The organism is Phocaeicola coprocola DSM 17136 (assembly GCF_000154845.1).
Lineage (GTDB): Bacteria > Bacteroidota > Bacteroidia > Bacteroidales > Bacteroidaceae > Phocaeicola > Phocaeicola coprocola.
The window spans coordinates 168,899-190,157 of the sequence record NZ_DS981457.1; the positions used below are offsets into that span (position 1 = coordinate 168,899).

Here is a 21,259-nt window from a genome sequence, read left to right on the forward strand (position 1 = left end):
TATTTTTTATACTCGTAAAGTATTGCTTACTTCGCATTATGAAAAACGATTATTTGAACATGCTAGCCAGCCTCGTGTTGCCGGCTCAGATATTAGATTACTTTCTTATCTCTGGAGTTGAACAAACCTCTCAAGAGATTCATATTAGTCTGGATGAAAAGATGAATTCCAAGTTAAGCAATGACGAACATTTTGAATCCAAAGGTTTTATGGAAGCTGTTAATGTGACAGACTTTCCCATACGGGACCATAAGGTAATCCTCAAGATCAGACGTCGTCGTTGGACGGACTTGCGCACAGGTAAAAGTTTCAGTATTCCCATCGACCTCGATGTTGTAGCCAAGGGAACCAGATACTCCAAAGAATTTGGGGCTTTTTTAAAAGAAACGTATGGAGACATCCCCAGTGACCTGCCGTACGCTTGAGGAATTCTATCATATAGATGGTCATACATTTGAAAAACAGTACAAGGAGGTTCTCAGCGGATATCGTAATTGGGAACAGTTATCCCATGCCGGTGAATGGATGCTGTTTCCGGAAAATATGGGACCGTATCTGGCGATTGACGAGACCTCACTCTCCAACGGTGAACTTTACACCTTTGTAACCAACCGTGATGCCTGTACGAGAGAGTGCTCCCTGGTAGCTGTCGTGGCAGGAACTAAATCAGAGGATGTAATAGCTGTGCTGCAACGAATTGACGAGGAAAGCCGTTATGCCGTTAAAGAAGTGACACTTGACCTTTCAGACTCCATGCGCAAGATTGTACGGACTGCATTTCCTGAAGCCAGCCGTGTGATAGACCGTTTTCACATTCAGAGATTAGCTTGTGATGCTGTGCAGGAATTACGCATCAAACACCGTTGGGATGCCATACAGCAGGCCAATGAGGAAATGGAAGAAGCTAAGCGGAAGAACGAAGATTATGTCCCATACCGATATTCCAATGGCGATACCCGTAGGGAATTACTTATACGCTCCCGGTATCTGCTTTTCAAGTCAGCTGATAAATGGACAGAAAAACAGAAGCAAAGGGCAGCAATCCTATTTGAGGAATACCCTGACATCAAAAAGGCATACGGTTTGTGCCATTCCCTGCGGATGATTTTCTCTAAGAACACCATAAAGGACGCTGCACGTCTGGCTATGGCACGATGGTATAATAAAGTAGAAGAAGCAGGGATGCATTCTTTTAATGTCATTGCTGCTACTTTCTATGAGCACTATGATGAAATACTGAATTTCTACAACCATCGTTCTTCAAATGCGATGGCAGAATCGTTCAATGCAAAAATTAAACTGTTCAGAGCAAATCTAAGAGGAGTAGCTGATAAGAAGTTCTTTTTATTCCGCATTGCGAAGCTATATGCGTATCCCCACTAAATTTCTACTGACCCATATTTTTATGCAAATATAAACAAATAATAAAGAAAAGCAAACTGGAAACACAAAAAAAGCGACCTTCATTTGAAGATCGCTTTCATTTTCAGAAGGGTGACTAGTGGGACTCGAACCCACGACATTCAGAACCACAATCTGACGCTCTAACCAACTGAACTATAGTCACCATATTAAAAATGGTTGCTTCTATGAAAGGGTGACTAGTGGGACTCGAACCCACGACATTCAGAACCACAATCTGACGCTCTAACCAACTGAACTATAGTCACCATGTTGATTACCCTTTCAAAAGCGAGTGCAAAGATATATGTTTATTTTGAATTTGCAAACACTTTTGAGAAAAATCTTTCATAAAAGTTCATTTTATGCTGTAAAACCTTCTAGAAGGAGCATTATTTATATATAGCCTTCTTACCAGCCAGCAATGTATTCTTCATCAACGATACAATTGTCATCGGTCCTACACCACCGGGAACTGGAGTTATATATGAGCATTTTGGAGCCACTTCATCAAATTTCACATCTCCGGTAAGTTTAAATCCTGATTTTTTTGTTGCATCGGGTACACGAGTTGTACCGACATCAATTACAACAGCCCCTTCCTTAACCATATCTGCCTTTACAAAATTAGGCTGTCCCAAAGCTGCTATAATTATATCCGCTTCACGACATTCTTTCACCAAATCCTTACTACGGCTATGGCAGACTGTTACGGTAGCATCACCCGGATATGCTTTCTGCATCATCAGCATTGCCATTGGTTTTCCGACAATATTACTTCTTCCAAGTACAACACATTTTTTACCCTGGGTTTCTATATTATAGCGTCGAAGCAGTTCCAAGATACCATTGGGAGTTGCAGAAACATAACAAGGAAGCCCGATGGACATACGGCCTACGTTTATCGGATGGAAGCCATCAACATCTTTACGATAGTCGATTGTTTCTATGACTTTCTGTTCTGAAATATGTTTAGGCAAAGGCAATTGTACGATAAATCCATCCACATCGGGATCATTATTCAGCTCTTGCACTTTCGCTAGAAGTTCTTCTTCGGTCACATCACTTTCGTAACGAATAAGAGTAGATTTGAAACCGCAAACTTCACAAGCCTTTACTTTTGCTGCAACATAGGTTTCACTACCCCCATCGTGCCCTACCAAAACCGCAGCCAGATGTGGACGCTTACCGCCACGGGCAACTATATCGGCAACTTCAGCAGCAATTTCCTGCTTTACTTGTTCCGAAACCTCTTTTCCATTAATTAATATCATAATATAAACTGCAATTATTAGGTTATCTGTAGTATTAACAAATGTACAATTTTTCAGGGATGCTTAACCGAGAAAAAGAACGGTTTATGTTTTATTAACACTGATTCAGTTTGTATTCTACCCATCTATCAGTGGGTACGACGAGGTTTCCAAGAGCGAGAAACAAGCCTCAAAACAAAAAAACTTTTTATTTCACAGGTAAATCTGCATATTTTTTTCTACCCAGCAGTTTCGACTGCCACAGGATGCTGAATTTAAAATGTTCTGGAATATCTGCGAGAGCAGTCTTATCCAAATTCTCCTGACGAGCTGAAGCAAATTCCGGACGTAAACGAAGAAATTCTTTTCTAGCCTGAAGTACCGCACGAAAATTAGAAACATCTCCTTTAAGCAGAAAGAACAAGGCTGCGAGATAGTCCAAGCATGTACGTATCCGCATTACTGAAACAAGCTCTTCAGCCGGAAGATTTTTATAAAGCATAAGCAGGTTATTGCGAAAGTTCAAGAACGTCTTCCGAGGATTTTCTTTCTTCAATGTGGCCCCACCTACATGATAGACTACGCTTTGAGGCAGGCAAACCAGCTCATAGCCACGGCTGCGCAAACGCCAGCACAAGTCTATTTCTTCCATATGTGCAAAGAAACGTCCGTCGAGTCCCCCTGCTTCCCGATATTTGTCAAGCCTGATAAATAAAGCTGCACCCGTAGCCCAGAAAATGGAAACCGGAGCATCATATTGTGCAATATCCTTTTCTACCGTATCAAACACACGGCCGCGACAGAACGGATACCCATATCGGTCGATAAATCCACCAGCCGCCCCTGCATATTCAAAATATTCTTTATTTTTCCAGTCGAGAATTTTAGGCTGGCAGGCTGCAACCTCCGGATGCAAATCCATATATGATACCATTACTGACAACCAGCCTGATGAAACTTTCACATCGCTGTTAAGCAACACAACATATTCAGCATCAACCTGTTCCAATGCTTTATTATATCCTTCTGCAAAACCATAATTCTCAGGCAGACGAATCAGACGGACAGAAGGGAACTCTCCTTCTACTATCCGGCAGGAATCATCAGATGAGCCATTATCGGCTACACAAACCTCTATTCCCTCTCCTTGCGAACACGAAATGACAGAAGGCAAAAAACGGCGCAGCATATCTGCGCCATTCCAGTTTAATATAACGACCGAAACTTTTATCATAATATAATACCTTTCAACGCGGTTCCGTCATCATTAAAATCACCTAAACGTACGCGTATTAACTGATTGTCTAAAGCATCGTTCTGCTCCAGTTCTACACGGATATAATTATCGGTGAACCCATGCATAGGACAACCTGGCTTGGAGTGTTCCATCAATACAGTTGCTTCCTGACCAATATGACGAGCATAAAAACTTCTTGTCTTTTCGTCCGATAATACCAGTAAACGCTGACTTCTTTGATATTTATCATCGGGAGAAACTACATAATCTATTTTCAAAGCCTGAGTACCAGGGCGTTCCGAATAACTGAACACATGAAGCTGGGTTACATCCAACCCTTGTATAAACTCATAAGCCTGTTCAAAGTATTCGGGCGTTTCTCCTCTTGTACCGACAATCACATCTACACCGATAAAGGCATCGGGCATCAGAAACTTGATTTTATGTATCTTGGAAGCAAAAAGCGCAGTATCATACCGGCGACGCATCAATTTAAGCACCTCATCACATCCTGACTGCAACGGAATATGGAAATGAGGCATAAAACGACGTGACCGTGCTACGTACTCTATAATCTCATCGGTAAGCAGGTTAGGCTCAATGGAAGAAATTCGATACCGCTCAATGCCTTCCACCGCATCAAGTGCCTTTACCAAATCGAAGAAACTTTCTCCTGTAGTTTTTCCGAAATCACCTATATTTACTCCAGTAAGTACAATTTCTTTTCCACCTTCTGCTGCCACCTGACGAGCTTGCTCTACCAGATCAGCAATTTTACCATTACGGCTTCTCCCTCGCGCAAAAGGTATAGTACAATACGAACAAAAATAATCACATCCGTCTTGTACCTTCAGGAAATAACGGGTACGGTCACCTCTAGAACATGAAGGAACAAAGGTACGTATATCCTTTGTGGCAGTAGTGATAGCTTCACCATGCTCATGCTTCTCCAAATTTCCCAAATATTTCATCAGATCGCCTTTCTGTTCAGCACCCAAAACCAGATCGACTCCCTCAATATCTGCTACCTGTCCAGGCTTCAGCTGCGCATAACATCCAGTCACTACGATAAAAGCTCCCGGATGCTCTTTCGCCAAACGATGAATAGCCTGACGGCATTTTTTATCTGCCATTTCAGTGACCGAACAGGTATTAATTACACAAATATCAGCCTGCTCACCTTTACGTACGGTACGGACTCCTACTTCCTTAAGCATTTTTCCAATGGTAGAAGTTTCCGCAAAGTTCAGTTTACAGCCTAATGTATAATAAACAGCCTTTTTATTTTGAAAAATAGTTGTATCTGTCATACTTTAAATATAATAATTTGAATGCAAAGTTACGTATTATTATCGGAACACAAAGATAAGGAAGAGAGCTTTCACCACCGAAAAAACATCTCCCCTAAAAACATGCAGAAAAATCGTTTAAATATACGAATATTCCCCCATATTCCCATATCCGAAAACATCTTTTATGAAGAAAAGTATTTTAAAACATATTTTTTTTGAAAAAAAATGCCCTAAAGAGAACAACGTATTAAAAAAGTCTATATCTTTGCATCGTTTTAAGAAAACAACATAAGTATTACAGATTTTAAAAAGCAAAGAAAATGAAAAAATTAGTATTTTTGTTCGTAGCATTCGCTGCTGTATCTTTCGCATCTTGCGGTAACAAAGCAGCTAACAATGAATCAACAGTTAACTCAACTGCAGCAGTTGAAACAGTAGAAGAAGCAGCTCCAGTTGTTGATTCTACAGCAGTAGTAGCTGACTCAGCAGCAGTTGATTCTGCAGCAGTAGTAGCTGAATAATTTCGAACAACATTCGAGAGAATTGAAAGTCTGGCATGCGAAAGCATTCAGACTTTTTTTATGCCCTTTTATATCCTCTAATGAGCGATAAGAAATATTTCCTTTACCACCTTTCCCTATATTTACGTAGTAAATTCTCTACCAATCATATTCTTTCACCAAAAACATGCTCTTGTTTACTTCTCTTTTTGTACAAAAGAGAAAGACATTCGTACAAAAATTTCAAAAATATCCTGATATTTTTCCAGACTCTTGAGGAAGAATAAATCAGTATATCCACAAATTTCTGTAACACCCCATCTATTCCACTAGAGAAATAAAAAAAATCCAGCCCCTCATTTAGTAAAAAGAAAAACACTATAAATACTACCTTTTACAAAACCCCTTCTATTCTTTACCACCTCCTTAAAAATAATCACTGGTCATTACTTCAACCAGCAAGATCCACCAGCATAAACATAACCAACAATCAAGCAATTTTGAATATACTTATTAAGATAATAAAACGAGTAGGAGGAAAACGAAGTAGTTTTCTTCCTACTTTCGTTTTCCGACCTCTCACACCACCGTACGTGCCGTTCGGCATACGGCGGTTCTTTACTATGGATGCCTTTCGTATTCTTCGAAAGACACTTCCACGACATCTTCTTCAACCATCCATTTGTAGGTCTGCGCTCCTTTATACCCTTCGGATTCCGTCCTATCTCTTTAAAGGTAGCCCAATACTTCTGTTTTGGTTTTATGCATTCGTTCCAACAAACGGTAGTTTTCAGTTATGCCGTTTAAATAAAGTTTGGTCCTTCCCTATAGGCATACATGCCTTGGGTACTACGACCTCTGCTGACTTCTCACGGCAAGCTTTACTCCATCATGGTACTTCGAATCATTCATCCTCACCATATGTCCGTGAGACCTCCTCGGATAAGGGTATTAACTTTCAATCTTATGTCTGCTCCATTTACACTAACCGTCCCGAATAGCTATAGGGCTTTAGTTTGTTTCGCAACCTTACCCACGGTCATATGCCTTATATGAAGTTTCTGTTCGTCAGACCAGATGTTTGCCGCCAGCTTCTTTCAGATTCCAACTCGCGATGGACACCCTTGCTTTTGGCTGTATGATTCCCGCTATTAGGGCTCATTGGGGACTTGCACCCGTTAGCTAATACTCATGCCGAGCATACAAAAAGAAATCCCGAGCAGATTTTCATCTACTCGGAATCCTATCAAGTATTTACAGACTGCAAAATTAAGCTTCTTCTGCAACAACTTCGAAAGGAATTTCAACAGAAACTTCCTTGTGAAGTTTAACGACTGCTTTGTAATGACCAACTTCTTTTACAGAATCCTTAACAACGATAATCTTACGATCGATGTTGTGACCCAATTTAGCCAATTCTTCAGCAATCTGAATATTACCAACTGAACCATAGATAACGCCAGTTGCGCTAACTTTTGTAGCGATCTTCAAAGATACATCTTTCAAAGATTCTGCTACTGCTTCAGCATCTTTCTTAATCTTTTCCAATTTATGAGCACGCTGTTTCAATTCTTCAGCCAACATTTTCTTTGCAGCTGGAGAAGCGATAACTGCTTTGCCTGTCGGAATAAGATAGTTACGACCATAACCTGACTTAACGGTTACAATATCATTCTTGTAGCCCAAGTTAACTACGTCTTCTTTCAAAATAATTTCCATACTCTTACTCCTCCTTTAATTATTTCATCATATCAGTTACGAAAGGCAGCAAAGCCAAGTGACGAGCTCTCTTAACAGCCTGCGCAATACGACGCTGGAACTTCAATGAAGTACCTGTAATACGGCGCGGAAGGATTTTACCCTGTTCGTTCAAGAATTTTTTCAAGAATTCAGGATCTTTGTAGTCGATATACTTAATACCACTCTTTTTGAAACGGCAGTATTTTTTCTTCTTAACGTCTACTGAAGGCGGAGTTAAATATCTGATTTCTGATTGTTGCTGTGCCATGATTAGTTTTCCTCCTTTTTAGTTGATTTTACATTTCTTCTCTTAGCAGCGTATTCTGCAGCGTATTTGTCCATCTTGAAAGTCAAGAAACGGATAACACGTTCGTCACGACGGTAGTTTACTTCAAGTTTTTCAATAACCGACGGTTCTGCTTTAAATTCAATCAGTTGATAGAAACCTGTAGATTTCTTCTGAATTGGGTAAGCCAATTTCTTCAATCCCCAGTTTTCTTCATTAATGATCTCCGCACCCTCCTGTGTAAGGATAGCTTTGAACTTCTCTACCGCTTCCTTCATCTGAACATCAGACAAAACGGGAGTTAAAATGAAAACGGTTTCGTATTGATTCATACTATACGTTAATTAAATTATTAATAATAAATTTTTTAAATGCGGCGCAAAGTTACGACTTTTTCTCTAATATACAAACCATTGCATTCTTTTTATATGATAAAGAATGTTATTTTGAGGCATTTTCATATACCATTTACATCAAAGTATCGTATATTTGCGTAGTTGTTTAAACAATAATTACATGATAGAACAGTTTAACTTTGACATACAGCTCATTTTTGCGATCCTAAACGGAAAGGTTTCTGCTGCAATCAACCGTAAGCTAAGCCGTAATTTCCGACAGAATGGAATGGAGATAACCCCTGAACAATGGACCGTATTATTGTTCTTATGGGAAAAGGACGGAGTTACCCAGCAGGAGTTATGTAATGCGACTTTTAAGGACAAACCTAGCATGACTCGTCTGATAGACAACATGGAGCGCCAGCATCTGGTAGTACGTATATCGGATAAAAAAGACCGACGTACCAATTTGATACATCTTACAAAAACAGGAAAGGAACTGGAAGAAATGGCACGCTTTATAGCCAACAAAACATTAAAGGAGGCTCTTCACGGTCTGACATTGGAGGAATTAAGAGTGAGCCAGGAAGTTCTGCGCAAAATCTTTACCAATACAAAAGACTAAGAGTAAGCTTTTTTATTTTTTTTCATCAAATAATTTCTTCAATACAAGAATTATCCTTTAATTTGTAACCAAGAAAAAATAAACCATAAAATAGAAGACACACATGAAAAGCTTATTAAAGAACTTAGGATTGTTACTGGTTATTATCGGAGCAGTAATCCTGATTATTTGCTACTATGGAGGCAACGTAAACGACAATGCGATTTTGGCAACTTCTTTGGTTCTCATCATCGTTGGATTAATTTCTCATATCGTTCTGAATAAACGTATTGCCGATTAATATTGAGCTAACAAAAAAGAGAAATAAAAAAGCCTGGGTTTTATAAACTCAGGCTTTTTTATTTCAGTTATCAGTTATTTCTTATTCTTGTTCTGGGGTAATCAATTTATATCCTTTACCATGGATATTGATAATCTCGATAGAATCATCATCTTTCAGATGCTTACGCAATTTAGTAATATACACATCCATGCTTCGTGCGTTAAAGTAATTATCATCTATCCAGATAGTCTTCAATGCAAAGTCACGCTGAAGAATTTCATTAGCATGAGCGCAAAGCAATCCTAACAATTCAGACTCTTTAGTTGTCAGTTTAGTCTGCTTATCGCCAATAGACAAAATCTGTTTCTGAGTATCGAATGTGAAACGTCCGATTTTATACATGTTGCTTTCCTTATTGCGCTTTCCACGTACACGACGTAAAATAGCTTCGATACGGAAAGTCAGCTCTTCCATACTGAAAGGTTTAGTAATATAGTCATCAGCACCAATCTTGAATCCTTCTAGGATATCTTCCTTCAGTGTTTTGGCTGTAAGGAAAATAATAGGAATTTCAGCATTTGCCTGACGTATTTCCTGTGCCAAAGTAAAACCATCTTTCTTAGGCATCATTACATCAAGTACACACAAATCGTATTTATTCTTCAAAAAGGCCTTGAAACCAGCTTCACCGTCAGGAAACAACTCTGCCGAATATCCTTTTGCCTGCAAATATTCTCTTAAAAGCATGCCAAGATTCTCATCATCCTCGCACAACAAAATACGCAATTTTTCGTCCATATCAATCTTCTTTAAATAAAGGTAATACAATAATAAATTTAGTTCCTACATTCAGTTCACTTTCGGCACGTATAGTTCCCTTGTGATCTGTAATTATCTTCTTTACATAGGCCAAGCCCAAACCAAAGCCTTTCACATCGTGTAAGTTGCCTGTATGAACCCGGTAGAACTTTTCAAATATTTTTTTCAGGTTTTCTTTCTTTATACCGATACCATTATCTTCTATCGATATATGAAGCTTGCCTGATTCATTCCAAGTACGGACTTTCAGATGAATATTAACATCCGGTTTCTTATATTTCAATGCATTATCCAAAAGATTGAATATTACATTCGTAAAATGCATTTCATCTACATAGATGAACGGATCGTCGGCATCCAGAGCAACATCCAAAGTTCCGTTACAGTTTTCCACTTTCAGGCGGAATGTGTTGGTTACACCGTAAACCAGTTCATTGGCATCAACCTCTTTTTTCTTCAGTGTTGCCTTTTGTCGTTCGAACATAGACATCTGCAAAACCTTTTCTACCTGGAAACGCAATCGTTTGGTTTCATCATTTATAACCCCAGAAATATGCTTAAACATGGCAGGCGATTTACCTACGGTCGGATCATTCAACATCTGGGCAGCCAAAGAAATAGTAGAGATAGGTGTCTTGAATTCATGAGTCATATTGTTAATGAAATCATTCTTTATCTCTGTCAGTTTCTTCTGACGGAAAATGATGTATATGGTAAAAATAAAAGTCACCAACAATACCAGCGTAAAAATAATAGATGGTATCATGAACCGTACAGAACTGAAAATGTAATTGTCCATTGTCGGGAAAAAGACATTTACAAATCCCATCTTTGCGGGAGGATCTTTTTCGAACAGCAACCGAGAGTAAACCTTTTCGTTATCGTATTCATAGTCAGAGCAACGATAAATTTCTTTATTGTCACGGTCTGTTACCGTAAAATGATAAGGTATGTCTACCCCGTTATTCTTTAATTCCGAATTCAGAAAATAATCCAGCTGTTTGAAATTTACCCGTTCTTTCAACGGCTTATCACTCGCCGTATAAAGAATATTGTAAACTACCTCATTCAACAAAGCACGCTGATAGATATAACGTTCTTTTACGATCTCCTGCAACGTACGTGAAGTCTGAGGAATATTCTTTCCGGTTGAAATAATCTCTTTAGGAATACTAGAAGGACGATTTATCACAGTTTTCCACTCGAAAGTAGAAATCGTACTTCCATCGGAAGAACCGATCAATACACTTCCACCAGACTGAGACTGATGTTGACCTTGAAATTGTTGAGAAAGCTGTGCAGCACGTTCAGTGGCCGCAACATCTTTTTCAAGATATTTTTTCGTTTCCACCAACTCTAAGTTATGAACAGCCTGAGCAAGACTCCGTCCTACATTCTCTTCGAACTGCTCCTTGCGCATCTTGACCATCTCTTCTATATAACTTACCTGCAAATAGAGCAAGCTAAGAAAAGAGAGTCCCATTACAATACCTAATATCCAAATAGTTGACTTTTTCATGAAGGCAAAATTAAACAGCTATCACTTACAAGATACTCTGCTTAACATGTTTTAATCCGTGATTCTCTTATATTAACGAAAAGCGGATATTTACATGTTATTTTAAAAACTTTACGCCACACATTACCCTGCTTTAATGCAAAAATAATAAAATTTTAAATTAATAACAAACAAAGTATGCTAATTGTTTAAGCTTCGTTAAATAAAAAAGGTCGCATTTTTAAGAAATGCGACCTTTGCAACCTATAAAAACAACAACTAGAAAGTTTATACCTCTTCTTTTTCTTGTTCTTCGAATTCTTTCATCAACTTATTCTGAACATCAGTCGGCACAAGTTCATAACTTGCAAACTTCATAATGAACGAAGCGCGTCCTCCTGTAAGTGAGCTCAATGCTGTAGAATAATTAGACATTTCTTTCAAAGGTACCTTTGCAGCAAGCTTTTCATAGCCTTTTTCACTGCTCATACCCATAATCATACCTCTACGGCCTTGCATATCACTCATAACATCACCCAGTTTATCACTTGGTACGAATACTTCTACGTCATAAATAGGTTCCAGAATCTTCGGACCAGCATTTTTAAAGGCTTCACTGAAGGCCTGGCGTCCGGCCAGCATGAAAGAAATTTCATTTGAATCTACCGGATGCATCTTACCGTCATAAACAATTACACGTACGTCACGGGCATACGAACCGGTCAAAGGTCCCTGTTCCATACGGCTCATGATACCTTTCAAAATAGCCGGCATGAAACGAGTATCAATAGCACCACCTACTACACTGTTAACAAATACCAATTTACCGCCCCATTCCAGATCAATTGTTTCTGTACTCTTTACATTCATCTTAAATTCCTGGCCGTTGAATTTATACAGTTCAGGAGCAGGCATTCCTTCATAATAAGGTTCTACAATCAGATGAACTTCACCAAACTGACCAGCTCCTCCCGACTGTTTCTTGTGACGATAATCGGCACGAGCAGCTTTTGTAATAGTTTCACGATATGGAATCTTAGGTTCATAGAACTGTACCTGAAGCTTTTCATTGTTTTCCAGACGCCATTTCAAGGTACGCAAGTGGAATTCACCCTGACCATGAACCAAAATCTGTTTCAACTCTTTAGACTGTTCTACTACCCAAGTCGGATCTTCCTCACGCATGCGGTTCAATACAGCCATCATCTTTTCTGTATCAGCTTCATTGACCGGCTTAATAGCACGAGTATATTTCGGATTCGGATACTTAATAAAGTTAAAACGATTTTCGCAGTCTTTACCATTCAAGGTATTTCCTGTCTTCACATCTTTCAGTTTCACTGTACATCCGATATCTCCCGCACGAAGTTCGTCTACCTTTTCACGGTTAGCTCCGGCACACACATAAAGCTGTGCCATGCGTTCTTTAGAACCACGATCGGCATTATTCAAATCATCACCTTCGTGTACAACTCCACTCATAACCTTGAAGTACTGTACATCTCCGATATGTGGTTCAACTGCTGTTTTAAAGAAATACAAAGAAGTAGGTCCGTTTGCATCAGGAGCAACAGGAACACCACGTGTATTATGTACAGTAGGCATTTCATCAACAAATGGAACGACATTACCCAAGAATTCCATCAGTCGGCGAACTCCCATATCTTTACCTGCACATACACAGAAAACAGGGAACATACCACGTGCAGCCAATCCTTTACGAATACCTTCACGCATTTCGTCTTCTGTAAGCGATTCAGATTCGAAGAATTTCTCCATCAAAGCTTCATCATGTTCGGCAGCAGCCTCTACCAGAGTCTTATGCCAAGCCTGAGCTTTTTCCATTTCCTCAGCAGGAATTTCTTCGATAGTCGGTGCTCCACCGTCAGGACCCCATGAATATTTTTTCATCAAAAGTACATCGATCAACGAATTGAAGTCTGGTCCTGTAGCCAACGGATACTGAACCGGAACAACTTTAGAACCGTAATTTTCCTTCAACTGTTCCAATACATGATCGAAATCACATTTTTCACTATCAAGCTGGTTTACCAGGAAAATCACAGGTTTTCCCAACTTTTCAGTATAACGGAAATGATTTTGTGTACCTACTTCGGGACCATACTGACCATTCAACAATAAAATAGCCGTATCCGTTACGTTCAATGCTGTAATAGCAGCTCCCACAAAGTCATCACTTCCCGGACAGTCGATGATATTCAGTTTTTTGCCATTCCACTCTACATGATAAACGGTAGAGAAGACCGAGTAACCATACTCCTGCTCTACCGGAAAATAGTCGCTGACTGTATTTTTGGCAGTGATTCTGCCGCGACGTTTTATAATACCACTCTCATAGAGCAGCGCTTCTGTGAGGGTGGTTTTACCTGATCCGTCATTGCCAAGCAGGGCAATGTTTTTAATTTCGTTGGTCTGATATACTTTCATGGTATTTCAAGATTTAATTATTGAACAAAAGGATATGCTTTTCATATCTCTAACATAGTGATGCGCAAATTAGAAATTAATGAGCAGAAATGCAACAAATTTATTCGTGTTACTAAACTATGTTTTTAGACAGAAAACGTCAAGATTCATCTTTTTCCCCTCTACGGCATCAGACTAAATACAATAAAAAAGGCCATGCCACGGCAAACCCAAATTGCCTTGACATGACCTTTTCTAAGATATATAAAGAACTGTATTACCAGATATTTACACGGTTTTCAGGAGCAATATACATCGGACTTTCCGGAGTGATATTGAAGGCATCATACCAAGCCTGAATATGAGGCAGAGCACCATTTACACGCCATTCGCCCAATGAATGAGGATCTGATTTTGTACGAGAACGCATATCTTCTTCACGAGTATTGGCAGCCCATACAGTTGCATAAGCCAAGAAGAAACGCTGTTCCGGAGTAAATCCGTCTACATCACCCAGAGGATTTTCTTTCATTGCATTCTGGAATGCAAGATATGAAACATTCAGACCTCCATGGTCAGCCAGATTTTCACCCAAAGTCAGTTGTCCGTTAGCTTTCAGTCCCGGCAATACTTCGATATTGTTGAAGAAATCAACCATCACTTTTGCACGAGCATCGAAACGTTCTGCATCACCTTCTGCCCACCAGTCGGTCAGGTTACCATTCTTGTCATACTGACGACCCTGATCATCGAATCCGTGAGTCATTTCATGACCGATTACTACACCGATAGCACCATAGTTGAATGCGTCATCAGCGTTCATATCGAAGAACGGATATTGCAGGATACCTGCCGGGAAGCAGATTTCGTTAGTAGAAGGATTATAATAAGCATTTACAGTCTGTGGAGTCATCAGCCATTCATCCTTATCAACAGGTTTTCCCAGACGGCTGTACATGTCATCCAATCCCCATTTGTTTGCACGGCAAGCATTAGCCCAATAAGAGTCCTTCTTGATGTCCAGATTTGAATAATCTTTCCACTTGTCAGGATATCCCACCTTAACATGGAAAGTAGACAGTTTTTCCAAAGCAACCATCTTCGTACTGTCACTCATCCATTCCTGAGCCTTAATACGTTCTCCAAGAGCATCCTGTAAATTCTTAACCAGCTTAACCATACGTTCTTTGGCTGCTGCAGGGAAATATTTTTCTACATACATTTGTCCTACAGCTTCACCCAGCATGCTTTCTACAGCGCTAACGGCACGCTTCCAGCGAGGAGAGTTCTGCTGACGTCCAGACAATACCTTTCCATAGAAATCGAAACGAGCTGTTACAAAGTCATCGCTCAGATAAGGAGCAGCAGCGTCCAGCAAATTATACTGTAAATAAGAGATATGTTTTGATACAGGAAGTGTGTTGATCAGTTTTTCAACTTCTTTCAGAGGTTCTATCTGCATCACGTTCAATTCAGTAACTTCCTTGATGCCCAAGCCTTTCAAATAAGTATCCCAGTCAATACCAGAGAAAGTCTTTTTCAGATCGGCATACGACATCTTATGGTAGTTAGCCTCTGGATTACGTTGCTGTACAGCGTTGAAAGCTTCCTTAGCGATAGAAGTTTCTATTTCCATTACATCAGCCATTTTCTGCTGAGCCTCAGCTTCAGAGAATCCTGCCAGAGTAAAGAGTTTAGCAATATATTTCTTGTAATTTTCACGCACATTTACAGTTGCGCTGTCATTGTCGAGGTAATATTCTTTCTCACCCAAGTTAAATCCACCCTGAGCAATCTGGAACATATTGACATCACTGTTTTTCGGATCTGCATAAACAAAGCTTGAGAAATAAGTTCCGATACCACAGTTCAGCAGTTCTACTACCATAGGGATAATTTCTTTTTTATCCTTCAAAGCAGCAATTTTATCCATTTCTGCCTTTACCGGAGCCATGCCCTCTTTGTTAAGAGTCACGCTATCCATTGCCATGTTATACACATCCCCGATCTTCTGAGCCAGCGAACCCGGTTCATTCTGCTTAGAAGCCAGTCCTTCGATAAGTTCCTGCAATTGTTTGCGGTTGTTTTCAATCAGCACTTCAAATGTTCCATAACGAGAATACTCGTCTGTGAGAGGATGATTCTTCATCCAGCCGCCACATGCATAACGATAGAAATCCTGACTAGGAGCAACTGTAGTGTCAAGATTTTCCAAGTTGATACCGGAAGTAGTTTTAGCTTCCTTTTGTCCGGCACAACCTGTCATGGCAGCAGCAACCAGCACTGCCATAGCAGCAAAAAGTTTTGTTTTCATAATCAATTATAATTAGCAGTTTTAACTTTTAAGTTCTTCCAGTTCAAGAGAAACATTCTCCCATTCTTCTTCAGCATCCGAAATCTGTTTTTTGAGTTGCTGATGCTGTTCGTATAATTTCATATCCGATGCCCCTTCTGGAGTAGCCATCCGTTCTTCCAGTTCGGCAACTTCTTTTTCCAGACGTTCAATAAGCGTTTCACAATCTGCAACCTGTTTTTCCAGTTTACGGATTTTTTTGTTCTGCTCTTTCTGTGCTTCGTACGAAAGTTTATTGTCACTGGCCTGTACCGGTTCTTCTTTCTTCGCAGCAGAAACAGTAGGCGACTGAGAAAGCTGAAGTTCATTGAGGTTTTCCATTTTCTTTTTCTGCAAGAAATCGTAAATCCCTCCAATATGTTCTTTCACTACACCTCCTCCAAACTCATAAACCTTTGTAACCAGTCCGTCCAAAAATTCACGGTCGTGAGAAACTACTATCACCGTACCGTCAAATTCACGGATAGCCTCTTTCAGCACATCCTTGGAACGCATATCCAAGTGGTTGGTAGGTTCGTCCAGTATCAGGAAGTTTACCGGTTCCAGCAACAGCTTTATCATCGCCAGTCGGCTCCGCTCCCCTCCCGAAAGCACCTTTACTTTCTTGTCGGAAGCTTCCCCGCCAAACATAAATGCTCCCAATATATCGCGTATTTTCAAGCGTATATCTCCTTTGGCCACAGAATCTATCGTATCAAAAACAGTCAGATTTCCATCAAGCAGCTGCGCCTGATTCTGCGCAAAATAGCCGATCTGTACATTGTGTCCTATTACCAGCTTTCCTTCGTATGGAATTTCATCCATGATACATTTCACGAGAGTTGACTTACCTTCACCGTTCTTTCCAACGAAAGCAACTTTCTCTCCACGATTGATAGTCAAGGTTACATCATGAAACACAACATGGTCGCCATATGCTTTCTTTACCCCTTCGCAAATTACCGGATAATTGCCGGAACGCATGGCAGGAGGAAATTTCAAACGAAGTGCTGAGTTATCTTCTTCATCTATTTCAATAGGAACTATTTTCTCCAGTTGCTTGATACGGCTTTGTACCTGAACGGCTTTTGTCGCTTTATAGCGGAAACGCTCTATAAAGTCTTCAGTATCTTTTATCTCCTTCTGCTGATTTTCGTACGCACGCAACTGCTGTTCGCGACGTTCTTTACGGAGGACGACAAATTCATCGTAAGCAACCTTATAGTCATAAATACGTCCACAAGATATCTCGATAGTCCGGTTTGTTACGTTATTGATGAAAGCACGGTCGTGACTGACCAGCACAACAGCACCGGGACTCATTTTCAGGAAGTTTTCCAGCCATTGAATACTTTCAATATCCAAATGGTTGGTCGGCTCGTCCAGCAACAATACATCAGGGCGGCGTAACAACAGCTTTGCCAGCTCAATACGCATACGCCATCCTCCACTGAACTCACTGGTAGGACGATCAAAATCAGACCGGCTGAATCCGAGTCCGACCAAGGTACGTTCTATTTCCGCTCTGTAATTTGTACCGCCCATCATCAGGAAGCGTTCGTTATCGTGAGTAAACCGATCTATCAGCTCATGATAACTTTCCGAATCGTAATCCGTACGGTCGGCAAGTTCCTGATTCATTTTTGCCAACTTATCCTGTAACTCGAATATATGTTCGAATGCCATTTCGACCTCAGCCATTACCGTACGCGTATCACTCAGAATCATCACCTGAGGCAAATATCCGATTGTCACTCCTCGCTGTACAGCAACATTACCTTCAGTAGGTTGTTGCAGGCCTGCCAGAATCTTCAGCATGGTCGATTTTCCCGCACCATTTTTACCTACTAATGCTATACGGTCTTTCTTATTTATAACAAATGAAACATCCTCGAACAAAGGAGTAACTCCAAACTCAACTTTCAGTCCTTCAATAGAAATCATATATTCGTTCCAACTTTACAAAGTGCAGGCAAAGGTAGCATTTATTTCCTTTTATTTTATACATTTGCTTATACAAATCAATCATTATATTACTTATTTATGAAAAACGCGACAAAAAAATTTCTTCTATTATCCGCCGGCATATGTATTTGCTGTCACTCAAGCGGACATTTTAAAACACATCCGGGCATGCCTATCCACATAACGGAAGAAGGAAAAATCGTATATTATGCTTACCCTAACGGCGACCGGGTTCCTGATTTTTCATATTGCGGATATCAGCGATCGGAACATCCCATTCCTTATATAGAAGCCAAAGTCTATGTTCATCCGCCTCAAGGTGATGCAACAGCCGTCATCCAGCGGGCAATTGATTATGTCAGTTCTCTCCCCTTGCAGGATAATCAGTTCCGGGGAGCTATACAGCTGCTTCCGGGCATATACCACATCGAAGGACAGTTATTGATACGCAAAAGTGGTATTGTACTACGTGGTAGCGGATGCAATGCTTCAGGAGGAACAGTTTTGCAAGCAAAAGGATTTACAAAAAACGAATTAATCCGTATACTGGGATATGACAATGCCAAAACATCCGACAGCCTGAAAGTTTCCGACAAATATGTTCCTGTAAATGCAACTTTCATTCCTTTAGCTTCGGCCGACAAGCATTTAAAGGTTGGAGATAAAATACGAGTAATACGCCCGTGTACTCCCGAGTGGCTTGCAGAGCTAGGAACAGACCGTCTGGGTAACCAGCAGGAGTACAACTTTTCGAAATGGCAGCCCGGACAGTATACAATGGCATGGGAACGTAATGTCACTCAAGTCAGTAAGGAAGGTATCGAAATAGACGTGCCAATTACCATGAGCCTTGATCCTGAATATGGAGGAGGATATGTCACTCCCCTGAAATGGACCGGACGTATATATAATATAGGTATAGAAAACTTATGCTGCATTTCCGATTTTGATGCGGCCAATCCCAAAGATGAAAATCACCGCTGGCAGGCTATTACTTTCAATCACATACAAGACGGATGGGTAAGAAGAGTAACAGCCAAGCATTTTGCCGGTTCGGCAGTGATGTTGCTGGAAGGAAGCAGCCAGATAACCGTAGAAGACTGTAAGTTTCTGGAGCCGGTTTCAGAAATAGCAAATCATAGGCGGTATGCCTTTCACACTCTCGGCCAGCAAACACTTTTCCAGCGTTGCTATTCCGAAAACGGCTATCGTGATTTCAGTGTCGGAAAAGGTGTGCCGGGGCCCAATGCCTTTGTACAATGTCATTCGGAATGTCCTTACAGTTTCAGCGGGTCTACCGGAGGATTTTCGAACGGTATTCTGATGGACAAGATTACCGTATCCGGGGGAAACCTGGAGTATGGCTATCGCGACATATCCGATCAGGGAGCAGGATGGACAGCCGCCAATTCTCTTTTCTGGCAAGGTCGGGCTTCACAGACTCACTGTGTTACCCCTCCGACAGCACACAACTGGGCTTATGGTATGTGGACTCAGCCTTACGGCAACGGATATTATCAGTTATCCCATACATTCATAAAACCGGAAAGCATATTTTACGCACAGCTGACAGAACGTACAGGGAAGAAACAAGAGCTGGAAGAAAATAAGATTTTTGTCTATCAGACACTCGAAACAGCCAAACCTACGGTAGAATATGCAGCATGGATGTCTAAGCAATCATTACACCCTGATATCCGAATGGATAAATGGATAGACAGCATGATTGTGTCATACCCAATAGATTGCAGCATACATGACATTCCGGAAATTTCACAAGTAAAATATAAACCGAGAAAAGAACATACTGATGCCGTAAAGTCTGCTCCACTCACTATCCGCAACGGATGGGTGACACGAGGAAGTCAGATTATGACCAGAGGCACTTATCCACATAAGTCGGAACCGAGAACAACAGGATGGCAGGGCATTGGTTCACTCACACTTTTTTATCCGGGAAGAACCGGACACGGATATACGGAAGAACCGGACAGCATTGCCCGGCAACTGGAAGCATCGGGAAGCCATGTGTTGCACCACCGCACGGGATTATGGTACGAACGCCGGCGAAACGATCATGAACGGAACATGCAGGCTGACTCGGAGGTCTGGGCTCCTTTCAACGAATATCCATACAGTCGCAGTGGAACAGGAGAAGCACAAGACCGACTGAGTAAATACGATTTAAATAAATTCAATCCCTGGTATTGGTACAGACTCAAACAGTTTGTCGACCTTGCCGACAAAAAGAATCTGTTACTCTGGCACGACCATTACAACCAGCATAATATCATAGAAGAAGGAGCGCACTGGTGTGACTATCCCTGGCGTTCGGCAAACAACATCAACAATCTTGGATTCCCCGAGAAAACATTGTTTGCAGGCGACAAGCGTGTATATATGGCCGAACAATTTTATGACATCACCCGTCCGGTTATCAGAAAATATCATCAGTTGTTTATCCGACAAAGCGTTAATACGTTCCACGACAACAATGGAGTCATACACAGCATCGGAATGGAATATACCGGTCCGTTACATTTCATGAAGTTCTGGCTGGAAGAAATCGCTTCCTGCCCCAACCATCAACTGGTAGCTCTGACTGCAACCAAGGATGTGCAGGATGCCGTTCTGCAAGATTCTCTCTATAATAAAATGGTAGACATCATCGACATCCGGCAATGGCACTATCGTAACGACGGAAGCTTGTATGAGCCCCAAGGAGGATGTAGTCTGGCTCCCCGACAGTGGGCACGACTCATCGATCCCGGTACAACGTCTTGTGAAAGCATTTATCGGGCTGTATACGAATATCGTTCCCGTTATCCGGAAAAAGCGGTAACCTACAACGCTGCCATGCCACGCAACGTCGAAGGTAATGCAGCCAACTGGGCTGTTTTCATGGCAGGCGGTTCACTGGCAAAAGTTCCTCCTATCGAAGCTATGGATGTATATACACTGGCTTCAGAATTTCAGCCTGTCGCTTCACTTACGGAAAGCAACCGGCAATGGGTGATGGGAAAAGCCCAAAAGGGATACCTCGTATATTGTCTTGAAACAGATATCCACCTGGACCTGAGTCATGACCGGAAGACATACAAGATAGTATGGATCAATCCGGTAAACGGAGAAATATTCAGAAAAGAGCAGACACGTCTAAAAGGAGGAAAAGCAATCTCCCTGAAAGCACCACAGAAATACTGTGTATGCCTGCTTTATTAGGAAGATAAAAACAAAGCCCGTCGGAATATTACCAACGGGCTTTCGTTATATTATTTATTATA

The 21,259-nt window shown here is 40.8% G+C and carries 18 protein-coding genes and 2 tRNA genes; 7 read left to right on the top strand and 13 right to left on the bottom strand.

Translation table 11 applies throughout. The features are described 5' to 3' along the window. Nucleotides 1-38 precede the first annotated feature (38 nt). The gene (locus BACCOP_RS04750) at nt 39-425 is read left to right on the top strand and encodes an ISAon1 family transposase N-terminal region protein (protein ID WP_007565224.1); all 387 of its coding nucleotides are present in this window, start codon (nt 39-41) and stop codon (nt 423-425) included. Beyond that, nucleotides 391-1,383: an ISAon1 family transposase gene (locus tag BACCOP_RS04755; RefSeq protein WP_155162804.1), complete on the top strand. Its 993-nt coding sequence runs from the start codon at nt 391-393 to the stop codon at nt 1,381-1,383. The genes BACCOP_RS04750 and BACCOP_RS04755 overlap by 35 nt, the downstream gene beginning before the upstream one ends. Nucleotides 1,384-1,493: 110 nt before the next feature. On the opposite strand, the gene BACCOP_RS04760 is transcribed toward BACCOP_RS04755, so the two are convergent. From BACCOP_RS04760 to mtaB, 5 genes are all read right to left on the bottom strand, one after another. Next, a tRNA-His gene (locus BACCOP_RS04760) sits at nt 1,494-1,567 on the bottom strand. 29 nt (nt 1,568-1,596) lie between these two features. Continuing rightward, nucleotides 1,597-1,670, bottom strand: a tRNA-His gene (locus BACCOP_RS04765). A gap of 123 nt (nt 1,671-1,793) precedes the next feature. After that, complete coding sequence (gene folD, locus BACCOP_RS04770) at nt 1,794-2,675, bottom strand: bifunctional methylenetetrahydrofolate dehydrogenase/methenyltetrahydrofolate cyclohydrolase FolD (RefSeq protein ID WP_007566899.1); 882 nt, start codon at nt 2,673-2,675, stop codon at nt 1,794-1,796. Between the two features lie 187 nt (nt 2,676-2,862). After that, nucleotides 2,863-3,885 carry a glycosyltransferase family 2 protein gene (locus tag BACCOP_RS04775; protein ID WP_040311836.1) on the bottom strand — a complete coding sequence of 341 codons (1,023 nt, stop codon included), beginning with the start codon at nt 3,883-3,885 and terminating at the stop codon, nt 2,863-2,865. Continuing rightward, the gene (gene mtaB / locus BACCOP_RS04780; protein ID WP_007566904.1) at nt 3,885-5,201 is read right to left on the bottom strand and encodes a tRNA (N(6)-L-threonylcarbamoyladenosine(37)-C(2))-methylthiotransferase MtaB; all 1,317 of its coding nucleotides are present in this window, start codon (nt 5,199-5,201) and stop codon (nt 3,885-3,887) included. The genes BACCOP_RS04775 and mtaB overlap by 1 nt, the downstream gene beginning before the upstream one ends. A 302-nt stretch (nt 5,202-5,503) precedes the next feature. On the opposite strand from mtaB, the gene BACCOP_RS04785 reads away from it, so the two are divergent. Together BACCOP_RS04785 and BACCOP_RS21375 are read left to right on the top strand one after the other, a co-directional pair. Then, entirely contained in the window at nt 5,504-5,704 is a 201-nt protein-coding gene (locus BACCOP_RS04785) for a PG1828 family lipoprotein (RefSeq protein WP_007566906.1), read from the top strand. A 479-nt stretch (nt 5,705-6,183) separates the two neighbouring features. Continuing rightward, nucleotides 6,184-6,684, top strand: coding sequence for a hypothetical protein (locus tag BACCOP_RS21375; RefSeq protein ID WP_007566910.1), 501 nt, complete (start codon nt 6,184-6,186; stop codon nt 6,682-6,684). A 268-nt stretch (nt 6,685-6,952) separates the two neighbouring features. Here the strand turns inward: BACCOP_RS21375 and rplI are convergent, their stop codons facing one another. The 3 genes from rplI to rpsF are packed head-to-tail and all read right to left on the bottom strand — an operon-like array spanning nt 6,953 to nt 8,041. Further along, nucleotides 6,953-7,402, bottom strand: coding sequence for a 50S ribosomal protein L9 (rplI, locus tag BACCOP_RS04790; RefSeq protein ID WP_007566912.1), 450 nt, complete (start codon nt 7,400-7,402; stop codon nt 6,953-6,955). A gap of 19 nt (nt 7,403-7,421) precedes the next feature. Next, nucleotides 7,422-7,691, bottom strand: a complete 270-nt coding sequence (rpsR, locus tag BACCOP_RS04795; protein ID WP_005841178.1) for a 30S ribosomal protein S18 — start codon at nt 7,689-7,691, stop codon at nt 7,422-7,424. A gap of 2 nt (nt 7,692-7,693) precedes the next feature. Then, nucleotides 7,694-8,041 carry a 30S ribosomal protein S6 gene (gene rpsF / locus BACCOP_RS04800; RefSeq protein ID WP_007563184.1) on the bottom strand — a complete coding sequence of 116 codons (348 nt, stop codon included), beginning with the start codon at nt 8,039-8,041 and terminating at the stop codon, nt 7,694-7,696. A 184-nt stretch (nt 8,042-8,225) separates the two neighbouring features. On the opposite strand from rpsF, the gene BACCOP_RS04805 reads away from it, so the two are divergent. Together BACCOP_RS04805 and BACCOP_RS20640 are read left to right on the top strand one after the other, a co-directional pair. Next, nucleotides 8,226-8,672, top strand: coding sequence for a MarR family winged helix-turn-helix transcriptional regulator (locus BACCOP_RS04805; protein ID WP_007566914.1), 447 nt, complete (start codon nt 8,226-8,228; stop codon nt 8,670-8,672). 103 nt (nt 8,673-8,775) lie between these two features. Then, nucleotides 8,776-8,952, top strand: a complete 177-nt coding sequence (locus BACCOP_RS20640) for a hypothetical protein (RefSeq protein WP_007566915.1) — start codon at nt 8,776-8,778, stop codon at nt 8,950-8,952. Nucleotides 8,953-9,033: 81 nt separating this feature from the next. On the opposite strand, the gene rprY is transcribed toward BACCOP_RS20640, so the two are convergent. The 5 genes from rprY to BACCOP_RS04830 all read right to left on the bottom strand — a co-directional run bounded on the left by rprY (nt 9,034) and on the right by BACCOP_RS04830 (nt 17,954). Then, the gene (gene rprY, locus BACCOP_RS04810; RefSeq protein WP_021970280.1) at nt 9,034-9,732 is read right to left on the bottom strand and encodes a response regulator transcription factor RprY; all 699 of its coding nucleotides are present in this window, start codon (nt 9,730-9,732) and stop codon (nt 9,034-9,036) included. Between the two features lies 1 nt (nt 9,733). Further along, complete coding sequence (locus BACCOP_RS04815) at nt 9,734-11,272, bottom strand: sensor histidine kinase (RefSeq protein WP_007566917.1); 1,539 nt, start codon at nt 11,270-11,272, stop codon at nt 9,734-9,736. 267 nt (nt 11,273-11,539) lie between these two features. Next, nucleotides 11,540-13,699 carry an elongation factor G gene (locus tag BACCOP_RS04820; RefSeq protein WP_007566918.1) on the bottom strand — a complete coding sequence of 720 codons (2,160 nt, stop codon included), beginning with the start codon at nt 13,697-13,699 and terminating at the stop codon, nt 11,540-11,542. Nucleotides 13,700-13,955: 256 nt separating this feature from the next. After that, the gene (locus tag BACCOP_RS04825) at nt 13,956-15,992 is read right to left on the bottom strand and encodes a M13 family metallopeptidase (RefSeq protein ID WP_007566919.1); all 2,037 of its coding nucleotides are present in this window, start codon (nt 15,990-15,992) and stop codon (nt 13,956-13,958) included. Between the two features lie 21 nt (nt 15,993-16,013). Further along, nucleotides 16,014-17,954, bottom strand: a complete 1,941-nt coding sequence (locus BACCOP_RS04830; RefSeq protein WP_007566920.1) for an ABC-F family ATP-binding cassette domain-containing protein — start codon at nt 17,952-17,954, stop codon at nt 16,014-16,016. A gap of 189 nt (nt 17,955-18,143) precedes the next feature. Here BACCOP_RS04830 and BACCOP_RS04835 point away from each other — a divergent pair, with 189 nt between their 5' ends. Beyond that, nucleotides 18,144-21,197 carry a DUF6298 domain-containing protein gene (locus tag BACCOP_RS04835; RefSeq protein WP_007566921.1) on the top strand — a complete coding sequence of 1,018 codons (3,054 nt, stop codon included), beginning with the start codon at nt 18,144-18,146 and terminating at the stop codon, nt 21,195-21,197. The last annotated feature ends 62 nt before the right edge of the window (nt 21,198-21,259 follow it).